General features: G+C 43.3%; 23 protein-coding genes. 2 read left to right on the plus strand and 21 right to left on the minus strand.

Translation table 11 applies throughout. The features are described from left to right. Positions 1-160 precede the first annotated feature (160 nt). Positions 161-949: an HAD-IIB family hydrolase gene (locus BT105_RS02300; RefSeq protein WP_072299209.1), complete on the minus strand. Its 789-nt coding sequence runs from the start codon at positions 947-949 to the stop codon at positions 161-163. A 119-nt stretch (positions 950-1,068) separates the two neighbouring features. On the opposite strand from BT105_RS02300, the gene BT105_RS02305 reads away from it, so the two are divergent. Continuing rightward, positions 1,069-1,584, plus strand: a complete 516-nt coding sequence (locus BT105_RS02305) for a cob(I)yrinic acid a,c-diamide adenosyltransferase (RefSeq protein WP_072299210.1) — start codon at positions 1,069-1,071, stop codon at positions 1,582-1,584. Between the two features lie 27 nt (positions 1,585-1,611). On the opposite strand, the gene BT105_RS02310 is transcribed toward BT105_RS02305, so the two are convergent. The 13 genes from BT105_RS02310 to BT105_RS02370 form a co-directional block, all read right to left on the minus strand. Further along, entirely contained in the window at positions 1,612-1,839 is a 228-nt protein-coding gene (locus BT105_RS02310) for a hypothetical protein (RefSeq protein WP_072299211.1), read from the minus strand. A 43-nt stretch (positions 1,840-1,882) separates the two neighbouring features. Then, on the minus strand, positions 1,883-2,383 hold the full coding sequence (locus BT105_RS02315; protein WP_072299212.1) for a Gx transporter family protein: 501 nt from the start codon (positions 2,381-2,383) through the stop codon (positions 1,883-1,885). Between the two features lies 1 nt (position 2,384). Further along, positions 2,385-2,741, minus strand: coding sequence for a NusG domain II-containing protein (locus BT105_RS02320; protein ID WP_072299213.1), 357 nt, complete (start codon positions 2,739-2,741; stop codon positions 2,385-2,387). Beyond that, positions 2,734-3,771, minus strand: a complete 1,038-nt coding sequence (locus BT105_RS02325) for an FAD:protein FMN transferase (RefSeq protein WP_072299214.1) — start codon at positions 3,769-3,771, stop codon at positions 2,734-2,736. The genes BT105_RS02320 and BT105_RS02325 overlap by 8 nt, the downstream gene beginning before the upstream one ends. Positions 3,772-3,884: 113 nt before the next feature. Next, positions 3,885-5,405: a 2,3-bisphosphoglycerate-independent phosphoglycerate mutase gene (gene gpmI, locus BT105_RS02330; RefSeq protein ID WP_072299215.1), complete on the minus strand. Its 1,521-nt coding sequence runs from the start codon at positions 5,403-5,405 to the stop codon at positions 3,885-3,887. A gap of 60 nt (positions 5,406-5,465) precedes the next feature. Next, entirely contained in the window at positions 5,466-6,242 is a 777-nt protein-coding gene (gene tpiA, locus BT105_RS02335) for a triose-phosphate isomerase (protein WP_024859683.1), read from the minus strand. Between the two features lie 18 nt (positions 6,243-6,260). Continuing rightward, entirely contained in the window at positions 6,261-6,482 is a 222-nt protein-coding gene (locus tag BT105_RS02340; RefSeq protein WP_072299216.1) for a hypothetical protein, read from the minus strand. 129 nt (positions 6,483-6,611) lie between these two features. Next, on the minus strand, positions 6,612-7,832 hold the full coding sequence (locus tag BT105_RS02345) for a phosphoglycerate kinase (RefSeq protein WP_072299217.1): 1,221 nt from the start codon (positions 7,830-7,832) through the stop codon (positions 6,612-6,614). A gap of 195 nt (positions 7,833-8,027) precedes the next feature. Further along, positions 8,028-9,248 (minus strand): sodium ion-translocating decarboxylase subunit beta, encoded by a 1,221-nt coding sequence (locus tag BT105_RS02350; protein WP_072299218.1) that lies wholly within the window; start codon positions 9,246-9,248, stop codon positions 8,028-8,030. A gap of 12 nt (positions 9,249-9,260) precedes the next feature. Then, complete coding sequence (locus BT105_RS02355; RefSeq protein WP_072299219.1) at positions 9,261-9,662, minus strand: biotin/lipoyl-containing protein; 402 nt, start codon at positions 9,660-9,662, stop codon at positions 9,261-9,263. A gap of 2 nt (positions 9,663-9,664) precedes the next feature. Further along, positions 9,665-10,054, minus strand: coding sequence for an OadG family transporter subunit (locus BT105_RS02360; RefSeq protein WP_072299220.1), 390 nt, complete (start codon positions 10,052-10,054; stop codon positions 9,665-9,667). Positions 10,055-10,066: 12 nt separating this feature from the next. Further along, positions 10,067-11,464 (minus strand): pyruvate carboxylase subunit B, encoded by a 1,398-nt coding sequence (locus BT105_RS02365; protein ID WP_072299221.1) that lies wholly within the window; start codon positions 11,462-11,464, stop codon positions 10,067-10,069. Positions 11,465-11,688: 224 nt separating this feature from the next. Further along, positions 11,689-14,259, minus strand: a complete 2,571-nt coding sequence (locus tag BT105_RS02370; RefSeq protein WP_081367762.1) for a translation factor GTPase family protein — start codon at positions 14,257-14,259, stop codon at positions 11,689-11,691. A 191-nt stretch (positions 14,260-14,450) separates the two neighbouring features. Between BT105_RS02370 and yunB the strand changes: the two genes are divergently transcribed. Continuing rightward, positions 14,451-15,032: a sporulation protein YunB gene (gene yunB, locus BT105_RS02375; protein WP_242940068.1), complete on the plus strand. Its 582-nt coding sequence runs from the start codon at positions 14,451-14,453 to the stop codon at positions 15,030-15,032. Between the two features lie 5 nt (positions 15,033-15,037). Here the strand turns inward: yunB and BT105_RS02380 are convergent, their stop codons facing one another. From BT105_RS02380 to BT105_RS02410, 7 genes are all read right to left on the minus strand, one after another. Beyond that, a complete protein-coding gene (locus BT105_RS02380; RefSeq protein WP_072299224.1) occupies positions 15,038-15,679 on the minus strand; it encodes a class I SAM-dependent methyltransferase in 642 nt (213 codons plus the stop codon). A 67-nt stretch (positions 15,680-15,746) separates the two neighbouring features. Continuing rightward, on the minus strand, positions 15,747-17,585 hold the full coding sequence (gene glmS, locus BT105_RS02385; RefSeq protein ID WP_072299225.1) for a glutamine--fructose-6-phosphate transaminase (isomerizing): 1,839 nt from the start codon (positions 17,583-17,585) through the stop codon (positions 15,747-15,749). Between the two features lie 130 nt (positions 17,586-17,715). Then, positions 17,716-18,180, minus strand: coding sequence for a hypothetical protein (locus BT105_RS02390; RefSeq protein WP_072299226.1), 465 nt, complete (start codon positions 18,178-18,180; stop codon positions 17,716-17,718). 12 nt (positions 18,181-18,192) lie between these two features. Next, positions 18,193-19,272 carry a TFIIB-type zinc ribbon-containing protein gene (locus BT105_RS02395; protein WP_072299227.1) on the minus strand — a complete coding sequence of 360 codons (1,080 nt, stop codon included), beginning with the start codon at positions 19,270-19,272 and terminating at the stop codon, positions 18,193-18,195. Positions 19,273-19,344: 72 nt separating this feature from the next. Continuing rightward, positions 19,345-20,685, minus strand: a complete 1,341-nt coding sequence (locus BT105_RS02400) for an SPFH domain-containing protein (protein WP_072299228.1) — start codon at positions 20,683-20,685, stop codon at positions 19,345-19,347. Between the two features lie 180 nt (positions 20,686-20,865). After that, complete coding sequence (locus tag BT105_RS02405) at positions 20,866-21,207, minus strand: arsenate reductase family protein (protein ID WP_072299229.1); 342 nt, start codon at positions 21,205-21,207, stop codon at positions 20,866-20,868. A gap of 2 nt (positions 21,208-21,209) precedes the next feature. Beyond that, a complete protein-coding gene (locus tag BT105_RS02410) occupies positions 21,210-23,978 on the minus strand; it encodes a glycoside hydrolase family 3 protein (RefSeq protein ID WP_072299230.1) in 2,769 nt (922 codons plus the stop codon). Positions 23,979-23,987 lie beyond the last annotated feature (9 nt).

Raw genomic sequence — 23,987 nt, forward strand, 5'->3', positions numbered from 1 at the left:
ATGCTAAGCTGTCCCTCCCATAATATTAGCCATACGGCTTCAATTATATTATATCATGATGAATAGTATTTTTCAATAAGTATAAAATCCAAAAAACAGTAACATCAAAGCGCAATATTTGAAAAATGCAGCAATTTTTGCACAACATATATACGATCGGTTATATCAAATCAAAATGCAACAATGCGTTTTTTATTCCGTCCTCTTCAATAGGAGATGTTATGTACGAAACATATGGATAAATATTCTCGGCTCCGCCCATAGCAATACTGTTCGGAACCGCTTCAAGCATTGGCAGGTCGTTGGCGCTGTCTCCTATTGCATATGCGTTATCAATTGATATTCCAAGCTTTTTCAGTACCATTTCTATACCTGTAGCCTTTGAGTAGCCAAGCGGAACGTTTTCGTAAAATCCGCCCCCCCGATCAATTATCGAGAAATTCTTTCCTATTTCGCGTCTGAAAAGCTCCATATCACTATCCTGAGTTGTCCAAATTACGAATTTATCAAATCCAAAATCGTTGTCCTCTACCCTACCGCTGATGTCTATTCCCGAATCCACAAATACTTCCATAAACTCTTTCAGGCCATCGGCTATCGGAGCTTTATCATCGAAAAAATAGCCCTCTGAGTGCTCATAAACAGGTGTAACCCTGCATTTTCTCATTAGTTCTGCTATATTTCTGCACTCTTCCTGTGGGATAGTTCTTGAAAAAAGCACTTCTCCGCCGTATTCTATATATGTTCCGCAGCCGCAGATGTAACCGTCAAATCCCAATTCCTTAACTCGCGGACTGATATTGAAAGCAGTTCTGCCCGAATTAATAAACGTTAGATTGCCTTTCTGACGAGTAAGCTTTATAGCTTCACGGGTGCTTTGGGGAATTATTGCTCTTGCGTCCTCGGTTACAAGAGTCCCGTCGATATCGAAAAATATTATTGAACGCATAAAAACACTCCTTATTCATTAACAATAAACATTATATTACGAAATAAAGGCAATGTCAAGAAATTTCGGAGTTGCAAATAATACTGTAAAATGATATAATGTATTCGAGGTGATGAGATATGCTCCACATTTACTATGGCAACGGGAAAGGAAAAACTACTGCCGCTGTAGGTTTGGCTGTACGAGCAGTTGGTGCAGATATGAAAGTCGGCTTTTTTCAGTTTTTGAAAAACGGCAGTTCTTCAGAGATAACAATTCTTAAAAATATAGGTAATATCGAAGTGTTTTGCTGCGATAAATGTAATAAATTCACTTTTTCAATGAATGAACAGGAGCTTGATGAAATAACGAAGCAGCATACTGAAATGCTCAGAAAAGCGGCTGAATTACTTGAAAAAGGCGATGTTAAGCTCCTTGTTCTCGACGAGTTCGTTGACGCATACAATAAAAAGCTTATTGATATAGAATTTGCCGATTATTTTATAGATAATATGCTTGATAAGTGTGAAGTTGTAATGACAGGTCGTGCTCCGAATGAAAAATTAAAAAAAACTGCCGATTATCTCACTGAAATGTCAGCTGTAAAGCACCCTTATACAAAGGGTATTTCAGCAAGAAAAGGTATTGAATATTAAAAAACTGCCGCTATCATGCGGCAGTTTTTATGTCATTTCTTTAAGCTCTTCAAATAAAGCTATGTCTTCGGAATTTACCTTCAGATTAGTTATTATGGTCTTGCTGTCCCCCTCGGGAGGTATCACCTTGATCTCTATAATACTTCCCTCTCGCACAGAACCAACGGCAGCTTTGAAAAAAAGCGGAACCTTTGGGTGGTTTTCTTTAAATCTATCGAGAAGAGATTTCAGCTTTATCAGATTCATTGGATTCATTTTTTTCACCTCTAATGTATTATATCACATATTGAGGGATTTTTCAATCTGTTTTTTCAAGGCTTCCTCTTTTTATAAGGAACTGTGCACATAATCCTGTGAAAGCGCCTGCAATACAGCCTGAAACTATCAAAAACGGATAAACAGAAATGACTGCAAATGAACGCATTACAAGAACTGCAGCTATCATTTGTCCGGTGTTATGCAGTATCGCGCCTAAAATGCTGCTAAGCCAAATAAAATTCATCGGTACGATACGCTTGATAAGAAGCATACCTGCAAGGCACAGCAAGGCTCCTGCCATACTGTACATGATAGCGGCGATATTTCCGCCAAAAATCGAGCCAAGAACTACTCTTATAATTACAATTGCTGCTGTTTCCTTAGCTGAGTACTTATATACAGCATAAACTGTGACAATATTGGCAAGTCCAAGCTTTACGCCGGGTATCGGGATAATATTCGGAATCTGCAGTTCTATAATGAATATTATGAGAGCAACAGCGGTCAAAAGTGCCAGTCTGGCTAATTTTTTTGCTTTCATACTATTCGTTCTCCTTATCTGCAAATCTGATAACGAGCTTATGCGGCAGACACACTATCGGAATACTTTCAGAACGCAGAACGCCTGTCTTTACGCAGGTCTTATCAGGACAATCTGCGTCGATTATTGATATTTCGTCGTTTTCTATTTTTATATCATTCCAGCCGCCGTCAGCGAATTCTACTCGGAAAGTCCTGTTTTCTTCCTGAGACAGGTCAAATCTGTATATTATTTTATTATTCTGAACTACCTCTACGCAGGTGCTGTCCGGTTTTTTTGTACCGAGAATTATTGCTATTACCGACGCAATGAAAATCAACGCTATTGCTGCTATCAAAAGCTTTATACTCTTAGTCAATATCTATCACCTCGGCACTCATTGAGCTGATGTTCTGGAATTTATCCTTGATTCCACCTGTATAAAGAATTTTTTCATCGTCAGTAACAAAAATAAAGTCATAGTTAGGATAGTCCATCATAATATCCTTGTATCCGTCTATACCTGCAACAAAAAGTGCAGTTGACAAGCAGTCGCAGTTCAGGCCGTTTTCGCCTATGACTGTTACGGAAACAAAGCCGTTATCCGCAGGATAGCCGTCAGCAGGATCAATAATGTGCCAGTATCTTTTGCCGTCATCTCCTGTAAAGAACCTCTCATAATTTCCCGAAGTTATTACTGCTTTGTCACTTATTTCCACTACGCACATATCATTTTCAGGAGAAAACGGATCGCGGACTGCTACTTTCCAGTTTGTTCCGTCGGGCTTGCTTCCAAGTGCCTGTACATTGCCGCCAAGGCTTACTATAGCAGAATCAATGCTGTGCGACTTGAATACCTCCATTATTTCGTCGCCTGTGTAGCCTTTTGCAAGAGCTCCAAGGTCGATTTCGGATTTCTCGGGAATAGAAACAGTCTTATCATTCAGTTTTATTTGCCTGTAATCAACGTTTTCAAGCAGACTTTTTAGCTTGTTCTCATCAGGGATATGATATTTCTCTGTTGTGAAGCCCCATTCCTTTAAAACTGGAAAAATCGTAATATCAAGAGCTCCGTGAGTGCTATTCCCTATTTCTAATGCTTTATCAATTAATGCGGCTGTATCACGGCTGACAGCAGTTTCTTCTCCGCTTGAATGGTTTATCTTCCATATATCGCTTTGTTCCGAAGTCGCTGAAAGCTCATTTTCAAGCTCATGGATACGCTTTTCAGCTTCTTCAAGAGCAGGTTCGGCGTTTTTGCCATAAGCTTTCAGATTCATATATGTATCCATTGCAAATACATCGCGTGTTACTGCAATATTCTTATCATTGTTTGTTTTATCTGCGCAGCCGCAAAGGATCGAAACAGCGGCAATTACTGTGAAAACAAGATTTTTTCTCAAAGACATAGATGTTCTCCTAATCAAAACTGTGCTAATTATAACACATCTTGTTAGCATTTGCAACCATTTTAGTAAACCAAGTGCAACAAAAAAGCGGATCATATGATCCGCTTTTAATATTACTTCTTGAGGAGACTCTTACCTGTCATTTCAGCAGGCTGTGGAACTCCCATGATATCGAGCATTGTAGGTGCAAGGTCTGCAAGTACGCCGCCTTCGATAAGCTTGCCCTCAACGCCTACAGCGATAAGAGGAACAGGATTTGTTGTATGAGCTGTGAACGGACTTCCGTCAGGCTCCATCATTTTGTCGGCATTACCGTGATCGGCTGTGATAAGAGCTGCGCCGCCCTTTGCAAGTATCTTGTCTACCATACGTCCTACGCAGGTATCAGTAGCCTCAACAGCCTTTACAGCAGCGTCAAAGATTCCTGTATGACCAACCATGTCGCAGTTTGCATAGTTAAGTATAATTACATCATACTTATCAGAGTCGATAGCCTCGCATACAGCGTCGCATACTTCATAAGCACTCATTTCAGGCTTAAGGTCAAATGTGGGAACGTCAGGAGACTTGATAAGTATTCTGTCCTCGCCCTCGAACTGCTTTTCCTCGCCGCCGTTAAAGAAGAATGTAACGTGAGCGTATTTCTGTGTCTCAGCAATACGAAGCTGTGTTTTACCGAGCTTTGCAAGGTACTCACCCATTGTCATGGTGAGCTGCTCAGGCGGATAAGCTACTGATACATTAGGCATTGTAGCGTCATACTGAGCCATGCATACAAAGTTGACATTGAAGAAGCCGTTTCTTCTCTCAAAGCCGCTGAACTCAGGATCAACGAATGAACGTGTGATCTGTCTTGCTCTGTCAGGACGGAAGTTGAAGAAGATAACGCTGTCATCAGCCTTTATCTGAGCGCCGCCCTCAATTACTGTTGGCAGCATAAACTCATCAGTAACTTCGTTAGCATAGGAATTCTTTATAGCCTGAACAGGATCGGATTCCTTAACACCTTCGCCGTAAACGAGAGCTGCATAAGCCTTTTCAACTCTGTCCCATGCGTTGTCTCTGTCCATAGCGTAGAAACGACCTGAGATAGTAGCTATCTTGCCAAGACCGATCTTTTTGAGCTCTGCAACCGCCTCTTCCATATACTCGGCAGCAGATGACGGAGGAACATCACGTCCGTCAAGGAATGCGTGGATATAAACCTTGTCAAGACCATTCTTCTTAGCCATTTCAACGATGCCGTACATATGCTCCATGTGGCTGTGAACGCCGCCCGGTGAGAGAAGTCCCATAAGGTGAAGTGCACTGCCCTTTGCCTTACAGTTGTTCATAGCGTCGAGAATAGCCTTGTTATTATAGAAAGTGCCGTCCTTGATATCCTTTGATATCTTAACGAGCATCTGATATACGATGCGGCCTGCACCGATATTGGTGTGACCTACCTCAGAGTTGCCCATCTGTCCGTCAGGCAGACCAACATCAAGTCCGCTTGCGCCGATGATAGTATTCGGGCACTCTGCCATATACTTGTCAATGTTTGGCTTCTTTGCGGCAGCAATAGCGTTGCCGTATTTATCAGGATTGTAGCCGAAGCCGTCCATGATGATAAGTGCTACAGGTTTCTTTGCCATTCTAATTTTCCTTTCATACATAAGGGCGGAAGATATCCGCCCTCATAATTATAAGTTTTATCAGCCGTTTACAGCTGCCTGAACGATTACGTTGAAATCCTCAGCCTTGAGTGAAGCACCGCCGATAAGACCACCGTCGATGTTTGGCTTAGCAAGGAGCTCAGCTGCGTTCTTAGCGTTCATAGAACCGCCGTACTGGATTGTAACAGCGTCAGCAGTTGCCTGATCGAAGAGCTTAGCAAGCTGTGCACGGATGAATCCGCAAACCTCCTCAGCCTGGTCGGGAGTAGCTGTAAGACCTGTACCGATAGCCCATACAGGCTCGTAAGCGATAACCACGTTCTTTACCTGCTCAGCAGTGAGTGACCAGAGGTCGAGCTTGATCTGACGAGCGATAACTTCCTCAGTGATATTGCATTCGCGCTCCCACTTGAGCTCGCCAACACAAACGATAGGCTTGAGACCAGCCTCAAGAGCAGCGATAGTTCTCTTGTTTACAGTCTCGTCTGTCTCACCGAAGTACTGTCTTCTCTCGCTGTGACCAATAACAACATACTCAACGCCAAGCTCTGTGAGCATATCAGCAGAGATCTCGCCTGTGAAAGCGCCGCTCTTCTCGAAGTGAACGTTCTCAGCACCGATTTTTACGTTGCTGCCTGCTGTTGTGTTGATAGCTGTTTCAAGGTTTGTGAAAGGAACACATGCGATGACCTCGATCTTGCCTTCAGCGTTAGCAACGAGGGGCTTGATAGCCTCGAGAAGTGCTTTAGCCTCGGGGCGTGTCTTGTTCATCTTCCAGTTTCCTGCGATAATAGCCTTTCTTAATGACTTGTTCATGTTAATTAACTCCTTTGATCAAAATTTTACTTCATCATCATAATAAGGAAGTGCTTCTGTTTCCTTCTCGTAAGTAGTATTGCCGTTATTGCAGCCTATCTTTACTCCTTTTTTTATTGGAGAAAGGAAAAATCCAACGATGATACCTGCAAGAAAGCTGCATACAGCAAACAGCCATACTGCCGTGGAACTGTTCTTGACTTCCTCTGTAAATTTACAATTGCAATTACAATTTTTCATGATAATTTCCTCTTGATTTGAAAATAAAGCGAATAATACAAACAAAAAGCATTATATTCTGTAGGATCATTCACTTTATCAAATAGCAATCAAGGGCGAATATCTCTACCCGCCCTATTGATTATAAAATTACTTTTCAGCAATAGCTGCAACGCCTGGGAGTACCTTACCCTCAAGGTATTCCAGTGAAGCACCGCCGCCTGTTGAGATGTGGCTCATCTTGTCAGCAAAACCGAGCTGGATAGCTGCTGTAGCTGAATCGCCGCCGCCGATGATTGTTGTAGCGTCAGCCTGTGCAAGAGCCTCGCAAACTGCAACTGTACCCTTCTTGAGTGTTGGGTTCTCAAATACACCCATAGGTCCGTTCCAAACAACTGTCTTAGCAGACTTAGCAGCCTCAGCAAAGATAGCAGCTGTCTTTGGTCCGATATCAAGTCCCATCTTATCAGCAGGGATCTTGTCTGCGTCAACGTACTCTACGCTGATCTCTGCGTCGATTGGATCAGGGAATGAAGCTGCAACAGCTGTGTCAACAGGAAGAAGGATCTTCTTGCCGAGCTTTTCAGCCTTAGCAAGCATTTCCTTACAGTAGTCAAGCTTCTCTTCGTCAACCAGTGACTTACCGATAGAGCCGCCCTGTGCCTTTATAAATGTGTAAGCCATACCGCCGCCGATGATAAGTGTATCACACTTCTCAAGGAGGTTAGAGATAACGTTGAGCTTGTCAGCTACCTTAGCACCGCCGAGGATAGCAACGAAAGGTCTCTCAGGAACCTCTACTGCATTACCGAGATACTGGATCTCCTTCTGCATGAGGTAACCAACAGCTGTCTCCTTAACGAACTTTGTAACGCCTGCTGTTGAAGCATGAGCTCTGTGTGCAGAACCGAAAGCGTCCATAACGAATACTTCGCCGTCGACAAGATCAGCAAGCTCCTTTGAGAACTGCTCGCCGTTCTTTGTCTCCTCATCGCCGCGGAAACGTGTATTCTCAAGAACAACTATCTCTCCGTCCTTCATAGCTGCTACAGCCTTCTTAGCGTTCTCGCCTACAACTGTATCGTCAGCTGCGAAAATTACGTTTGTCTTAACGAGTTCGCCGAGTCTCTTAGCTGCGGGAGCGAGTGAGAACTTAGCCTCAGGACCGTTCTTTGGCTTGCCGAGGTGTGAGCAAAGAACTACCTTTGCGCCATTCTCAACGAGCTTATTGATAGTTGGGAGTGCAGCCTGGATTCTGTTATCGTTTGTGATAACGCCGTCCTTCATAGGAACGTTGAAATCAACTCTTACGAGAACCTTTCTGCCCTTAACGTTAATGTCTTCTACAGTAACCTTGTTTAATCCTGCCATGGGTATGACATCCTTTCGTAATAAAATTCATTCTTAGCTGTTGTTATATTATTAACAACGTACATTTCTATTTTACACTATTTTGAAATATTTTGCAAGCTTTTCCGTAATATTTTTCTTGTCAAACATGAAAATTTTTTGTGACCGAGCAATTTTATGAAAAATGCCCTGTTTTATCCAACAGGGCATTTCGTATTACTTGAATACTGCAAGCAGGAATCCTGCTGCGATAGCAGAACCGATAACGCCTGCTACGTTTGGTCCCATAGCGTGCATGAGCAGGAAGTTTGAAGGATTTGCCTTCTGACCTTCCATCTGTGATACACGGGCAGCCATAGGTACAGCAGAAACGCCTGCCGAACCGATAAGCGGATTGATCTTGCCGCCTGTTACAGCGTACATGATCTTACCAACAAGAAGTCCGCCGACTGTTGAGAAGCAGAATGCTGTAAGTCCGAGAACAACGATCTTGATAGTTTCCAGTGAGAGGAATCTGTCAGCAGCAGTTGTAGCACCAACTGAGATTCCGAGGAATACTGTTACGATGTTCATAAGAGCGTTCTGAACTGTATCGGAAAGTCTCTCTGTAACTCCGCACTCTCTCCAGAGGTTACCCAGCATAAGGCAGCCAACGAGAGGAGCTGTTGAAGGAAGAAGCAGGATAACGAACATTGCAACAATTATAGGGAAGATTATCTTCTCTGTCTTTGATACAACTCGAGTCTGCTCCATTTTTACCTCTCTCTCCTTCTTGGTTGTAAGGAGCTTCATGAGAGGCGGCTGTATCATCGGGATAAGAGCCATATAGGAGTATGCTGCTATAGCGATAGGTCCGAGAAGATGAGGAGCCAGTCTTGTTGTAAGGAAGATAGCTGTAGGACCGTCGGCACCGCCGATGATACCGATAGAAGCAGCTTCATTTCCTGTAAATCCAAGGCATACAGCTCCGAAGAATGCAAGGAATACGCCCATCTGAGCAGCTGCGCCGAGGAGAAGGCTCTTAGGATTGGAAATAAGCGGACCAAAGTCTGTCATAGCGCCAACGCCGAGGAATATCAGCGAAGGATAGATACCAGCCTTAACGCCTATGTAAAGGATATCAAGAAGTCCGCCGTGAGCCATTATAGCTCCGTAGCTGTGATAATCCGCGTGTTCAGGGTTAAGGAAGTTATCCCACAGATTTACATGGTAAAGTGCGTCAGAGGTGTCTCCTGCTGTAAAGTATGAAAGATTTACAAGGAGACAGCCGAATGCGATACCAACGAGAAGAAGCGGTTCAAACTTCTTTTTGATACCGAGATAAAGAAGGACGCAGGAAACAGCTATCATTATAAGGTTTTTCCAGCCTCCCTCAATGAGAAAGCTGTGGAAGCCCGAGCTTTCCCAAAGGGTTTTAAGGGTTTCGAGAATATCCATTTTCTGTCCCCCTTATGCTATAACAACAAGAGGTGCGCCAGTATCTACAACTGAACCCTTGCTTGTAACTACCTGAGCTACTGTGCCGTCCTTGGGAGCAACGATCTCGTTCTCCATTTTCATAGCCTCAAGTATAATAAGGATCTGACCAGCCTTTACTGTATCGCCCTGTGCAACGTCAACTCTGAGGATATTGCCGGGCATTGGAGCTGTAACAGTCTCGCCTGCTGCGAGATTTACAGGAGCAGCAGGTGCAGCCGCAGGAGCGGGAGCTGCTGTCGGAGCAGCGGCAACAGGTGCAGCAGGAGCTGCCTGTGCAGGAGCGAGTGCCTCATATTCATCGAGAAGAACAGCTTTTCCCTGTTCAACTTCTACTTCATATGTCTTACCGTTAAGTGTAACTTTATATTTCATGATTATTTGACCTCCTTAATGGAAATAAAGTGCAGCTCATTGAGCGGCTTCTGCATTTTGTCGGCAACAATTGCCATTATCATTGCAGCTTCCTTATCAGGAACGTCAAAGAGCTTGACATGACCTGCTGAACCCGGTGCAAGCGGAAGTTCAGCCTTTGTTTCTGCCACAGGCTCAGCAGGAGCAGCCTTTTTAGCAGCAGCTTCGGCAGCAGCCTTGGCTTTTGCATCTTTTGACTTGAAAATAGCTCCTGTGATATAGAGAACGATCATCAGGATAACAAGACCTGCAAAAACAACTGCATAACCAAAAATGGCGGTTATGGCAGCATCGCCGATGGAAAGCTCATCAGCTGTTTCAGCTGCGGCAGAAATAAGCATATTATCAAACATACCTCTGCCTCCTTACATTTCCTCGATAGTGTAAACAGCTTCGTTTTCTTCCTTTGCCTTGCGGTCGTTCAGGAACTTGATCGTCTGGTCAGGATAGCAGATGTAGCTCATTACATCTTCCTCGCTGCGGCAGAGATCGCCGAGAGCTTCTCTTGCTGCTGCGAATTCTTCGCCTGTACGCTTCTGATCCTCGATACGGCAGTCAACAGCCTCGCTGTCGCCAAGAACCTTCTCGACAAGCTCCTGTGCGATAGGTGCAGGAGGATTGCCGTACTCGCCCTTGATGTAATTCTTTATCTCCTTGGAGATGTTCTTGTATCTTTCACCAACAAGTACATTTGTTACAGCCTGATTTCCGACCATCTGTGAAAGAGGTGTAACCAGCGGAGGATAACCCATGTCAGCTCTTACCTTTGGAATTTCAGCGAGAGCATCGTCAAACTTATCCATAGCGTGCATATCTGTAAGGTTAGCGATCATGTTTGAAAGCATACCGCCAGGAACCTTATATACAAGAGCCTGAGCGTCTGTTCCAAGGCTCTTTGGATTGAGCTGACCGTTGTCAATGTACTTCTGCTTGATAGGCTTGAAGTAATCGTTTACCTTATTGATAATGTCTTCGTTGAGACCTGACTCGATACCATACTGACTGAGAGCATAGAACATTGTCTCGGTTGCAGGCTGTGATGTACCGCCAGAGAAACATGATGTAGCTGTATCGATAACGTCAATGCCTGACTCGATAGCCTTGGTGAGAGTCATGTAAGCCATACCTGTTGTGCAGTGAGTATGGAGAATAAGAGTCATATCGCCGATAGCGTCCTTGATGCCCTTGATGAGGTGCTCTGCCTCGTATGGAGACATTGTACCTGCCATATCTTTAAGACAGATCGTGTCGAAGCCCATTGTCTTGAGCTCCTTACACATTTCAATGTACTTGTCAACAGTATGTACAGGGCTCTGTGTGTAGGAAATACAGCCTGAAGCAATAGTCTTTTCTGTTGCATACTTCTTAGTAGCATTCAGTGCTGTCTCGATATTTCTGAAATCATTAAGTGCGTCAAAAATACGGATAACATCGATACCGTTCTTGATAGAGAGTTCAATGAACTTCTCTACAACGTCGTCGTGGTAGTGCTTATAGCCCAGAAGGTTCTGACCTCTGAGAAGCATCTGGAGTCTGCTGTTGGGAAGATTCTTTCTGAGATTGCGAAGTCTCTCCCATGGATCCTCACCGAGATAACGGAGACAAGAGTCAAAGGTAGCTCCGCCCCAGCACTCGATAGAGTAATATCCTGCCTTGTCCATATCGGAGAGGATACCCTCATAATCCGAATAAGGCAGACGTGTTGCCATCAATGACTGATTGGCGTCACGCAAAACGGTTTCTGTCAGTTGCACTTTTTTCATGTACAAGCCTCCTCAAAAATAACTCTGCATAGCAGAAAAAAATTATATAGATAATAAACCACGGGATCAATTGCATACCCTGCAAAAACCCCAATCAAAATTTATTATATCACAGTGAAAAACAAATTTCCACTACTTTTTTCAAATTTATAATTATTTTTTTATTTAAACAAAATATACGTTTACATAAATAAAAAGACCTGCCTGAAGCAAGTCTTTTATTGCTATTTTATTGTATCAATGTACTCTTTTATTGCACTTTCAGCAGCTTCAACACGCTTTCTGAATTCAGTTGCCGATATTCTCATTGCTCCGTTGCCGAGAATTATCATCTGTTCAAGTCCGTCAGAAGTCGCAACGCGAACTCTGTGCTTCTTTGAAAGTTCGTGGCTCACTTTTTCAATGTATGAATCGGCTGTCTCAGATTCTTTTGTGTAAACGATGTTTATATTGCAGTACTTCTCGACATCGCGGTGCTTGCCTTTAACGCGGTAAGCGTCAAAAACAAGTATAAGCTCACTTCCGTTGTATCCCTGATAGTTACACATCTTGTGTATAAGCTCGGCTCTTGCGGCGTCAAGATTTTCTTCGGCAATCTTTTTAAGATCGTCCCATGCAAAAATTATATTATAGCCGTCAACAAGCAGATAATCAGGTCCTTCGTACTGTGGAAGTCTCACCTTTTTATCTTCGATCGAAACAGCCTTTGTCTTCTTGAAAGCTCTTACAGGATCTCTGTTTATCTTGCCGTAGGTCATTTCAAATATAGCCATCAATTCTTCGTCACTTACGGCTTTTTCAATGAATTTAGCGGCTTTTACACTTCTTTGCTCCTCATTTTCGTTCTCTTCATCATTGCTTATAGAGAGCGGCAGGTGCATATGCTCATACACCTCGTCCCACTTCACGACATAGCCTGCACCGTGAGAGCAAAAAATAGAATCAGCGCTGTTTTCAATATCACTGTCAGAGTCATAGCCGATTTTAGCAATAACATCATCAGTATTATGACATTCCTTATAGCCGCTGAGAGTAAATGAGATATTTCCATTTCCGTGAGTATAGGCAATAAGCTCCGAGCGATAATCGTTTATTTCGGAAACAGGAGCATTTCCGCGGATAATGGACATTTCACCGTGACTTTCGGGAGCTTCAAATTCAGCGCACATATGCTGTAGATCAGCTATTGCCTTGCCAACATTTTCGGTGGGAAGTTCTATCTCATAATCGTAATACGGTTCGAGCAATACCGACTCCGCAAGACGAAGTCCCTGTCTTACTGCACGATAAGTAGCCTGTCGGAAGTCTCCTCCCTCGGTATGTTTGAGATGTGCCTTTCCTGCCACAAGTGTGAGCTTCATATCTGTTATAGGAGAACCTGTCAGAACGCCGATGTGTGTTTTTTCGGAAAGATGCGTCAGAATAAGTCTCTGCCAGTTTCGGTCAAGCTCGTCCTCGGAGCATACAGTATCAAAGCTCACACCGCTCCCTCTTGGCATTGGCTCAAGAAGTATATGAGCTTCGGCGTAATGACGCAGCGGCTCATAGTGTCCAACACCCTCTACAGTAGCTTTTATTGTTTCCTTATAAGTAACTGCTCCGTTTTCAAATGAAACTGTATATCCGAAACGCTCCGAAATGAGCTTAACAAGGACTTCCAGCTGTACAGCACCCATTATCTGGATATGGATATCCCTGTTCTGCTCATTCCAGCAGATATGTAACTGCGGATCTTCGTCTTCGAGCAGTCTCATTTCTTTTAGCACATCAAAAGCGTTCTTATCCTTGGGATAAATAACACGGTATGTCATTACAGGCTCAAATAATACATCGTGAGAATTATGCTCGGAACCTATTCCCTGCCCTGCGTATGTTCCGATAAGTCCTGTTACCGCACATATTTCTCCTGCTTCTGCATTATCCGCCGTTCTGAATTTTTCGCCTGTGTAAAAGCGTATGGAGCTTATCTTACTCTTCTGCTCGATTTCATCACTATCTAAGTAACAGAGCTCGTCTCTCATTTTCAGCGAGCCGCCTGTTATCTTCATGTGAGTAAGACGACTGCCTTTGGGATCATAGGAAATTTTATATATTTTTGCTCCGAAATCGCTTTTATACTGTCTCTCACAGGTAAATTCATCGAGTACAGACAGAAATTCGTCAACTCCCTGCATTTTCAGCGCAGAACCAAAGAAACACGGAAAGATACGTCTTTCGGTTATAGCCTGTATTATGTCGTTTTTATCTACTGTACCGCTTTCAAGATATTTATTCATGATCTCTTCACTGCAAAGAGAGACATTTTCGGCTATATCACCGAAATCTCCTGTAAAATCAACGATGTTCTGAGATAAACGATTCCTGAGATCGTTAATTACAAAGCTTTGATCAGCTCCTATAAGATCCATTTTGTTTACGAAGATAAAAACAGGAACTTCGTACTTTCTCAGCATATTCCATAATGTCGAGGTATGGCTTTGTACGCCGTCTGTGCCGCTTATAACCAGTATAGCGTAATCAAGGACGCACATTGTACGCTCCGTCTCGGCAAGAAAATCAACGTGTCCGGGGGTGTCAAGGAGTGTGATACGTGAATCATTTGTAAAAAGCTCAGCCTGTGCCGAAAAAATAGTAATACCGCGCTCACGCTCGATAGAATTAGTGTCAAGAGCAGTATTTCCGCTGTCAACGCGGCCAAGATTTCGGATGCTTCCCGATTTATAGAGCATTGCTTCGGCAAGAGTGGTCTTTCCCGAATCGACATGAGCTGTTATGCCGACAGTTATCTTTTTCATCGTATCACCTCGCATTTATAAAAGTATTCTATCATAAAAAACAGGTTTTGTCCATTTAATAATAGTATTTATCACATAAATACATATCAGCGAATATAATATCAACAAATAATATCATAAAAAGGTGAATTATGCGATATCGAAAAAAGTCAAACAGATCGCACTGCACAGCATTTCTATTTTTACTGTCAGTGTCAACTATAGTGCTCATTGCACTTATAAAAACAGAAAAATGCATCAAACCTGTTGCTGAATTGCAGGCAGAGCATTTTGCTCAGAAAACAGCCGCTCAGGTCATTGAAACAACTGTTTCGGATTATCTTGAAGCAAACAGATTTACATACAGCGATTTTGCAGCCGTTTTATATGATGATGAGAAAAAAGTATCAGCAATCGAAACGGTTCCTTATAATATCAACAAAGTGCAAGCGGAGCTTGGTATATTGATAAATAAAAAAATTGAAAAATTAAGCGGAAAAGCCACTGATATCCCGATAGGTTCTCTTATGGATTCTAATATTTTAGCGGGAAAAGGTCCGAAAATCAATATCAAGGTCTCCCCAGTGGGTTCGGCACAGATAAGGATCAAAAATGACTTTTCAAGCGCAGGACTGAATCAGACCTGTCACAGAATATCGGCACTTATATCCGTAAAAATGTCATCTTCAGTACCGCTGTACAGCTTTGATACGAATACAGAATATGAATTTGTTCTCGCTGAAAATGTCATAGTCGGCAATGTTCCTGACATTTCACCGTACAATGTCGGATAAAGCAATTATAATTTGTTTCCCTCAGCACAAACCCATTTCTTTCCGTCAAGAGTGTTGATCTTTACATCTGTAAAGCCTGCTTTTTCAAGGAGAGTACGGAATTCTGCAAGAGTTGGATTAAAAAGCTGATATTTCTGTATGCCTTCGATATCAGTTTCGTCAAGCTCTGCGTCGCCGTTAATATCGGCAACAATAAGAAATCTGCCGCCTTTCGCAAGAACACGGTATACTTCCTTTAAATTTTCCTGTGGATCAGGCCAGAAATAAAAACTCTCCACGGTAATTATCTTATCAAAGAAATTATCCTCAAATGGCAGATTCTCAACTGATGCTTCGACAACGCTGACTTTTCCACATTTAACGTCGTTTACATTATGCTGTGTCGAAAGCTTTACTGAAAGCTCAGAATAATCAGCACCGTAAATTCTTCCATTTTTCAGCTTTTGGGATATTTTTCTGATAGTTTCGCCACCGCCGCAGCCTATATCCAGTACTTTATCTTCATCCCTGAACTCAAAGAATTCCAACGACCAGTCTGTCACAGGAGAATGATGTTCGTTCATTCCTGACAGCATTTCAGCTCCTGCTTCGCCGTGAGGTTTTCTCGGATCACCCAATTCGGTGATCGATATTTTTTGTTCGCTCATTTAAATCACCTTTGTATATATCTTCAACCTAAAAAGGCTGACGTAAAACGACAGCCTTTTATTGTTATTATTCTACTGTAACGCTCTTTGCAAGGTTTCTCGGCTTATCAACATCATAGCCCTTTGCAACGGATACATAGTATCCAAGGAGCTGTAACGGGATAACAGAGAGGCTTCCTGCAAAATGGCAGTCGGTCTGTGGGATATATACTGTAAAGTCAGCAAGATCCTCCATGCTGTAATTGCCATATGTTGTAAGTCCCATAAGTGAAGCACCGCGGCTCTTTACCTCGACCATATTGCTTACTGTCTTTTCGTAAAGATCCTGCTGGGTAAGTACACCAATTACAGGAACTCCTTCTTCGATAAGACTGATAGGACCGTGCTTGAGCTCTCCTGCTGCATATGCCTCGGAGTGAATATAGCTGATCTCCTTCATCTTAAGGCTGCCCTCAAGACCAATGGCGTAATCGATACCACGACCGATGAAGAATGCGTCCTTAGCGCTTGCAAGCTTGTTTGCGTACCACTGGATACGCTCCTTATCCTCGAGTATTTTTTCGATTTTATCTGGAATAGTGTAAAGCTCTTTAAGAAGCTCCTCACACTTCTCCTCTGTCATTTCTCCGCGTGCAACTGCAAAGCGAAGAGCAAGAAGATATCCTGCGATAAGCTGTGTGCTGTATGCCTTGGTTGTAGCAACCGAGATCTCAGGACCAGCGAGTGTATAGAATACGTTGTCAGCTTCACGAGCAATTGAAGAACCAACAACATTAACGATACCAAGTGTCATTATCCCCTTAGCCTTTGCTTCTCTGAGAGCAGCAAGGCTGTCAGCAGTCTCGCCTGACTGGCTGATAACGATAACAAGGCTGTCCTTAACAAGAGTCATCTTTCTGTATCTGAACTCAGAAGCAAGCTCAACTCTTACAGGGATAGAAGTGAAATCCTCGATAACATACTGAACTGCCATACCAACGTGATAAGCACTTCCGCAGGCAACAATGTATATCTGGCTTACCTTCTGCATTTCCTCATCAGTAAGTCCAACATCAGAGAAATCAATCTTGCCGTCCTTGATAACTGAATTGATAGTATCGCGTACAACCTTTGGCTGCTCATGTATCTCCTTGAGCATGAAGTGCTCGAATCCGCCCTTTTCAGCAGCTTCAGCGTCCCACTTTATCTCTGTGAGAGGCTTTGTTATCTCTTCACGGTCAATATTGAAGAAAGTTACAGCGCCCTTTTCAAGCTTGGCGATCTCCATGTTGCCAATGTAGTAAACGTTTCTTGTATACTTAAGAATAGCGGGAACATCAGATGCAACATATGTCTCGCCGTTTGCGATACCGATTATCATCGGGCTGTCCTTACGTGCTGTGTATATCTCGCCCGGATAATCCTTGAACATTACACATAATGCGTAAGAACCTCTGATTCTTATCATTGCACGTGCGATAGAGTCAACAGGACCAAGACCGTACTTCTTGAAGTAATAGTCGATAAGCTTTACAGCGACTTCTGTATCAGTCTGAGAATTGAAGGAGTAACCGCTCTTTACAAGCTTTTCCTTGAGCTCCTGATAATTCTCGATGATACCATTGTGAACAGCGATAACATTCTCGTCATCACTGCTGTGTGGGTGCGCATTAAGAGCAGACGGCTCACCGTGAGTTGCCCAGCGTGTATGACCAATACCGCAGTCGCCTTTAACAGCGTCGCCGTTATTTGTCATTTCCTTAAGAACTTTAAGCTTGCCCTTAGCCTTGACTACTTCTGTTTCCTTTTCGCCGTCACGAACAGCGATACCGGCTGAGTCGTATCCTCTGTATTCCAGCTTTGAAAGTCCGTCAAGCAGAATAGGTGCTGCCTGAGCGCTTCCTGTAAAGCCAACGATTCCGCACATAATTCAATTTCCTCCAATGTATATTATTTAATAATTACTTGTATATCAATAAATTATATTGAAAAACACCACAGTATATTTATTATATAACAAACAAGTCGTTTTGTCAACTCAAATATTGCGGTCAATTCTATTTCTTTACAGAGAGATTCTGCGGTGAAGCGGCTCTTGCAATGGGAGTTTTCTCGACTTTGGTACCAAGATGCTCGTCTGTCTTGACCGAAAGCTTAAAGCTGTCCTGTTTGCGATAATCCGTTGCGCCTGCCTTCTTATGCACTGATTTCATGCTTGACTTCATAATAGAAACCGCCACAAGACCTATCAAAAGTCCTATAATAAGACTGATAAAAAATGAACGAACTGGATTGAACTGCCTTACAGCTGTTCTTTCCTCCTGAGTATCTTCTTCGTCATACTCATCTGCGTAAGCATTGACTATATCTTCGGCGTCATCTTCGTCTATAAACTCAAAATCATAATCAGCTGTAGCACAAAGCGACATATCGGCATAAGGAAGACTTTCACTAAACGTACCTGCTGCACAGAACATAAGCAGGATCGTGGCAGCAGCAGATGCAAATCTTTTTAATTTCATTTTCTCATCTCCTTAAAGTCCGAGAAGCATAGATAAGCCAAAGCAAACTGCTGTTGCAACAGCCGATATGCCAATAAACCATTTAAATGCCGCTCCCGAATCAACAGGCAGGTCTCCGACAAATTTTCCTGTCTGCCCGTTCATTGCAAAGGTGTATTTATTACCGTTCCATGTTGTGTTTAAAAGCCATACAGGATACAGTGCATACTTAGCTTTACCGCCTTTCAGGGAAATATTGCCGTTTTCCTTGTTGAATGTGTCGTATCCCTGAACTGTACTTGCAAAAAGCTGCTCTGTTGTATTCTTTATGCGCTGATTGGCACGTTCAATACTTTCTTCCGCAGAAACATCGTATTTATCAGCAAGATAGCCTGACAGATATGCAGTCTGAAAAGCAACAGCACCATTTGCGTCAAACGGCTCAATGGATTCCATAAGCTCGTCTGCCATTTTCTTTGAACCGTCAACGGGAACGTTTTCAAAAACCACTGCTCCCTCTCGTCTTACGGAATAAAAGCTTCTTTCAACGTAATTGAAGTTATTATCGCTTCTGCGGCGTATCTTTTCGGCTTTATATATCATCCGGGCGTCAGCTTCGGCGTCAAAAAGCCACACAGGAACATAAACGCCCTTTATCTCGTCGATATGATTCTGATCCTTGAAGACCTTTGGGAGAAGCTTTCTGCCCTCAATATGCTTGTTAAGAGCATTTTTGGCAGCGTTTTTATCGAATTTAAAAGGAATTATACAGTCAGGCTTGAGTATTCCCGAGAAATTACCGCTCATTACTACCGGATTATCACAGTAAGGACAGGTAGCAGCAGAAGTCGTTGAGTCTGTGATTATCTCACCGCCGCAGGATTTGCAGGTATAAACGCGCATTCCCTCCGTTTCTCCGTCCTTCCAATCATTCCCTGCCGTATCCCATGACATATCGTCCTCTTTGGAGTTTTCAAGAATATTATCATATTCCTTTAACGACTCAACTTCAAACTCGGAATCGCAAAAAGGGCACTTCATCTTCTGGGAATTACTGTCAAATTCAAGTTTACCGCCGCAGGCAGGGCACTTGTACTCCATAACATTCGGCATTTTGTTCACCTCTCATATCAAAATGTATCATTAAAAACGGGCGGACGCAAAGGTCCGCCCGTTATGGAGAAATTACTTTACAATATCATCATCAGTGAAAGGATCGCCGCACTCCGGGCAGAACTTAGGAGGATTCTTAGGATCCTCGGGCTCCCAGCCGCACTTATCGCACTTATAAAGCGGTGCGCCCTCCGGCTTCTTCTTTCCGCAGTTAGAGCAGAATCTGCCCTTGTTTACGGAACCACAGTCGCAGGTCCAGCCGTCTGGAGTAAGAACTACAGGCTTTGGCTTGCCGCAGCTTGCACAGAACTTGCCTGTATTTGTCTCGCCGCACTCACACTTCCATGAATCAGCTGCGGGAGCGCCGCCGCCAACAGGTGCCTGAGGAGCCTGCTGTGCCTGATTCTGCTGAGCCATGCCAAATAAGCTCTGAGCGTTCATTCCGCCAGCCTGCTGAGCCATTCCCATACCAAAGAGTCCCATTGCAGCACCGTTCGGATTGCTTGCAGCATTCTGCATAGCCTGTGCCTGTGCTTCAACAAGAGTAGCAGCAGCATTGCCTGGATCGCGGTTCCAAGCTCTGTCTTCGAATTCCTGAATACGTTTCATGTCAGCGTCGCTTACTGTAGCAGAGAGAATGCTTACAGACCAGATCTTAAGACCTCTCTTTTCAATCCATACAGGATTTACCTGTGTCTCGAATGCCTGCTTTACCTCGTTCTGCTTGCCGGGAAGCTCATCATATCTGATACCTGTTGCTGAAATAGCAGCAAATGCAGGCTGGAGAGCATCAACAAACTCGCCTCTGAGCTGGTTGTCAAGCTCTGCACGTGTGTATCTGTCAGTAACGTTGCCGCATACATTTACGTAGAAAACTACAGGATCAGCTATTCTGTAAGAATAGATACCGTTGCAGCGAACGCCTACTGTAAAGCTTCTGCCGAGATCGGGATATGTCATTCTGAAAGGAACAGGATTCTGTGTACCGAACTTATTGTCAACAAGCTCCTTCATGTTGAAGTAATAAATTCTCTGATCCTTAGCAGCTGTACCGCCGTGCTTGATACGATCCCACATTTCCTTGAAAGTTTCCTTGAGACCTGCACCGAAGCTGCTTGAGAAGATGCTTGGAGAAGTGCCTGTTTCGTACTTGTAAACGCCCGGCTCGGTAGCAATTTCAGTTACTACGCCCTGATCAACCATGATCATAGCCTGACCTTCGTGTACAACGATACCGCTTCCGTCTGAAATAACATTATCATTTCCCTTTGTGTTGGAAGAATGTTTGCCAAGCTGCTTCTTTCCTCTTACGACAAGAACGTCGCTCGGAATCGATTCACAAACGAAGAATTCCAGCCATGTATCAGCCAGTGTTTGACTTGCTGCTACGAGACCTGCTTTGATAAGACCCATAATTATAGCTCCTTTCGGGAAATAATCCCTATAAATATTTCGCGGAAAATAGCTGTTTTCCGTCATTATCCTGTTAGTGTCCAAACCAACATGATGTAATTATAACATATTTTAAGAAAAATTGCACTACCTTTTAGCAATTTTTTACGGATTTCAATATATTTTTATTTTTTAACTATATTAATCCCATTCCTTCCAGATATCAGGACAATAACCTATAGTAGCTTTTTTGCCGTTTCTAACTACAGGAGTACGAATTATCTGTGGGTTTTCAAGAATCTTCTCCTCTTTGTCCTCGTCGGAAAGATATTGTAAAAGTGCCAGTAAGTCCTTATCCTTGTGTTCGGTGTTTATAAGCTTATCTGTTCCGCCTACAGCCTGCTTGACATTATTGAACTCGCCGCGGCTCATGCCTTTTTCCTTCATGTCGATAAACTGATACTTTACTCCTCTTTCCTTGAAGTAACGCTCAGCTTTTTTACTGTCAAAGCACTTTTTTGTTCCGAAAATCTGTATATTCATTGTCAATTATCCTCCGCAAAAGCAAGATCCATATCATCAGCCTCACGGACAAGCCTGAACTCTATGCTGTGCAGGTCGAGTCCGTTCTGAGCAAAATAAAGCCGTATAGCTGTAAAGCGTGAGAAAAACGGTATTTCACAGTTCAATGCAACGGGCTTTCCGTCTGTTCCGTTCCATGTAAGAGTTCCGCTTGCTGTACCCATAGCAAAGATAGTAACAGGTATCTGTGCCAGCGGACTCTGAGTTGATGAAGCTGTAATAGTAACATCATACCAGCCCTGTTTACTTATAATAAGTGCAAATGAATGATTCTTTCCTTTTTCACTTTTAACGCCTGAAAGATCAAGCTTGAAGTTATCTTCGATTTCGTAGAATACTACAGGCTCGTCGGAAGCATCGTCACCTTCACTTCGGTTTATTATTTCAACCGTGTCTTCTTCGCCCATGATACGCTTCATAGCGTGAGTATCAATGATAAATCCAAGGATATTCATAGCGTTTCGCTGAAGCTCTGCTCTTGTGAGTGTTCCGTCCTTAAGTGCGGCTTCAATATCCTCGTCAATACAGGAGCTGTCGGAACAAACCATATAAACGTCATTCTGAGCTCTTGCCATTGGAACATAGTAGTTACGTTTAGGCTCATGACCGCGGAAGTTTACATTAGCCCACCAATCTGTCATGGTAAAGCCCTTGAAGCCCCATTCGTCACGAAGAATCGTTGTGTTTAGGTCAAAGCTGCCTGCTGTCCATAAACCGTTTATAGAACCGTATGTTGTCATTATTGTTTTTGCTTTGCCGACCTTAACAGCAATTTCAAAGCTTTTAAGGTATATTTCGCGCAATGCTCTTTCGGAGACTATAGAATCGAGGAAATGACGATTAGTCTCCTGATTATTTGCGCAGAAGTGCTTTATTGTTCCTGTAACGCCTATCTTGTGAAGTCCATTCAGTTCGGCAGAAGCCATGTGTCCCGTAAGGAACGGATCTTCCGAGAAATACTCGAAGTTTCTGCCGTTAAGCGGGTGACGGTGTATGTTCATTCCTGGACCAAGGAGACAATCTACTTTATTAGCTATCATCTCAGTTCCCATGAACTCAAAAAGCTCTTCCACAAGCTTACGATTGAATGTTGAAGCTATAAGAGTACCATTGGGCAGACTGAACGCCTTTGTTCCGCAGTCAAGTCTCATGCCCGACGGTCCGTCTGAGCAGCAGCCTGCAGGGACCCCGAATTTAACAAGAGCGTCTGAAACTCCGCCGAATGCCGAGGCTGTACCTGCTGTAACACGAGGACTTCCCATGCCCTCGCCACGAATTATACACGACAGGTCGTGATCGGAAAGCTGAGCCACAAACTCCTCCATAGTGTACTTTCCGTTCTTGACATCGGCAAGCTTGATACCCTTATCGCCTGTGTAAGCTATCTCAGCAGGCAGATTGTCAAGTCTGCACTTTTCCTCGTTAATTTTACTGAGAGGAGCCTTTTCCATGACGTATGAAACACCGTTAGCTGAGGAAACAGCCCTGATCCTGTCAAATTCAGCATGAGGTGCAAGAGCCTGAGAGCACTGTTCAATGATTTTATCGTTTTCGATCTCATAAGAGCATTGCAACGTACAGTTTCTTACGCTGTTTCCAATATGAAAGATATACTTTCCCTTTTCAAGAATCCAGCAATTTTTGCCATCTGAATCGTCATATGAAGCAAGGTCGTTGTGTTTTACCCTTATCTCCATAGAATGAGCTTCGAAAGGAGCAAGCTCACGTGTTTTTTCAAAGGCACAAAGTACCATTTGCGGTTTGCCAAGTCTTCCCTGAGGTGCTTCACAGTAGACCTGAACTACCTCTTTGCCCTTGAATTTTCCTGTATTTGTAACAATAACACTAATTATGGTTTCGTTTTCTGTATTTTTGACATCAGTCAGCTCAATATCAAATGTAGTGTAAGATAATCCGAAACCGAAAGGATAAAGCACTTTATCCTTTGCAAATGTCTCGAACCAACGATAGCCAACGAAGATGTCTTCTTTATAAACAGCCTTGTTCTTGTCGCCAAAATACTTGTCCGAGGGATAATCTGATATTTTATAAGCGATAGTATCAGGGAGCTTGCCTGACGGGCTGACCTTACCTGTCAGAACAGCCGCTGTGCCTGTACCGCCTGTCATACCGCCCTGCCATACATATAATAATGAATCGGGAGAGCATTCGAGTATCTGTTCAAGGTCTATAAGTCCGCCGACATTGAGCAGTACAACGACCTTTTTGAAGTGTTTTCTCACCTTTTTGAGCATATCAAGCTCTGTTGAAGTAAGCAAATATGAACCCTCTTCAAGGCGAGCGTCCTGTTCTTCGCCTGCTGTTCTGCCTATTATAACAATGGCTGTATCGCTTAAAGAAGCGGCTTCTTCCACAACGCTCTCATCAAGCGGCATTTCCTTTTGGTTCCAAGGCTCTCCGCCCCAGCCGTCACCCTGATCAAAGGGATTTTCCTCGTCCCACTGACGATATATGTCAAACAGCTTTTCGTTTATTTTTACGCCTGCATCAACAAGTCCGTCAACAATGCCCGTGACCTTTGAAACGTTTACCATTCCGCCCGAGCCTGTTCCACTTTTATAATAATGTAACTGTATACGTCCGAAAACAGAAACGGTTTTACTTGTATCAAGAGGCAGCGCATTGTTATCATTTTTCAGCATAACAATGCCCTCTGCAACTGTTTCTGCGGCTTTTTCAAGATATTTGTTCCAATCGAGAGTTCTTTTCATAGCTGTGCA

The organism is Ruminococcus flavefaciens (assembly GCF_900119075.1).
GTDB classification, from domain to species: Bacteria; Bacillota; Clostridia; order Oscillospirales; family Ruminococcaceae; genus Ruminococcus; species Ruminococcus flavefaciens_Q.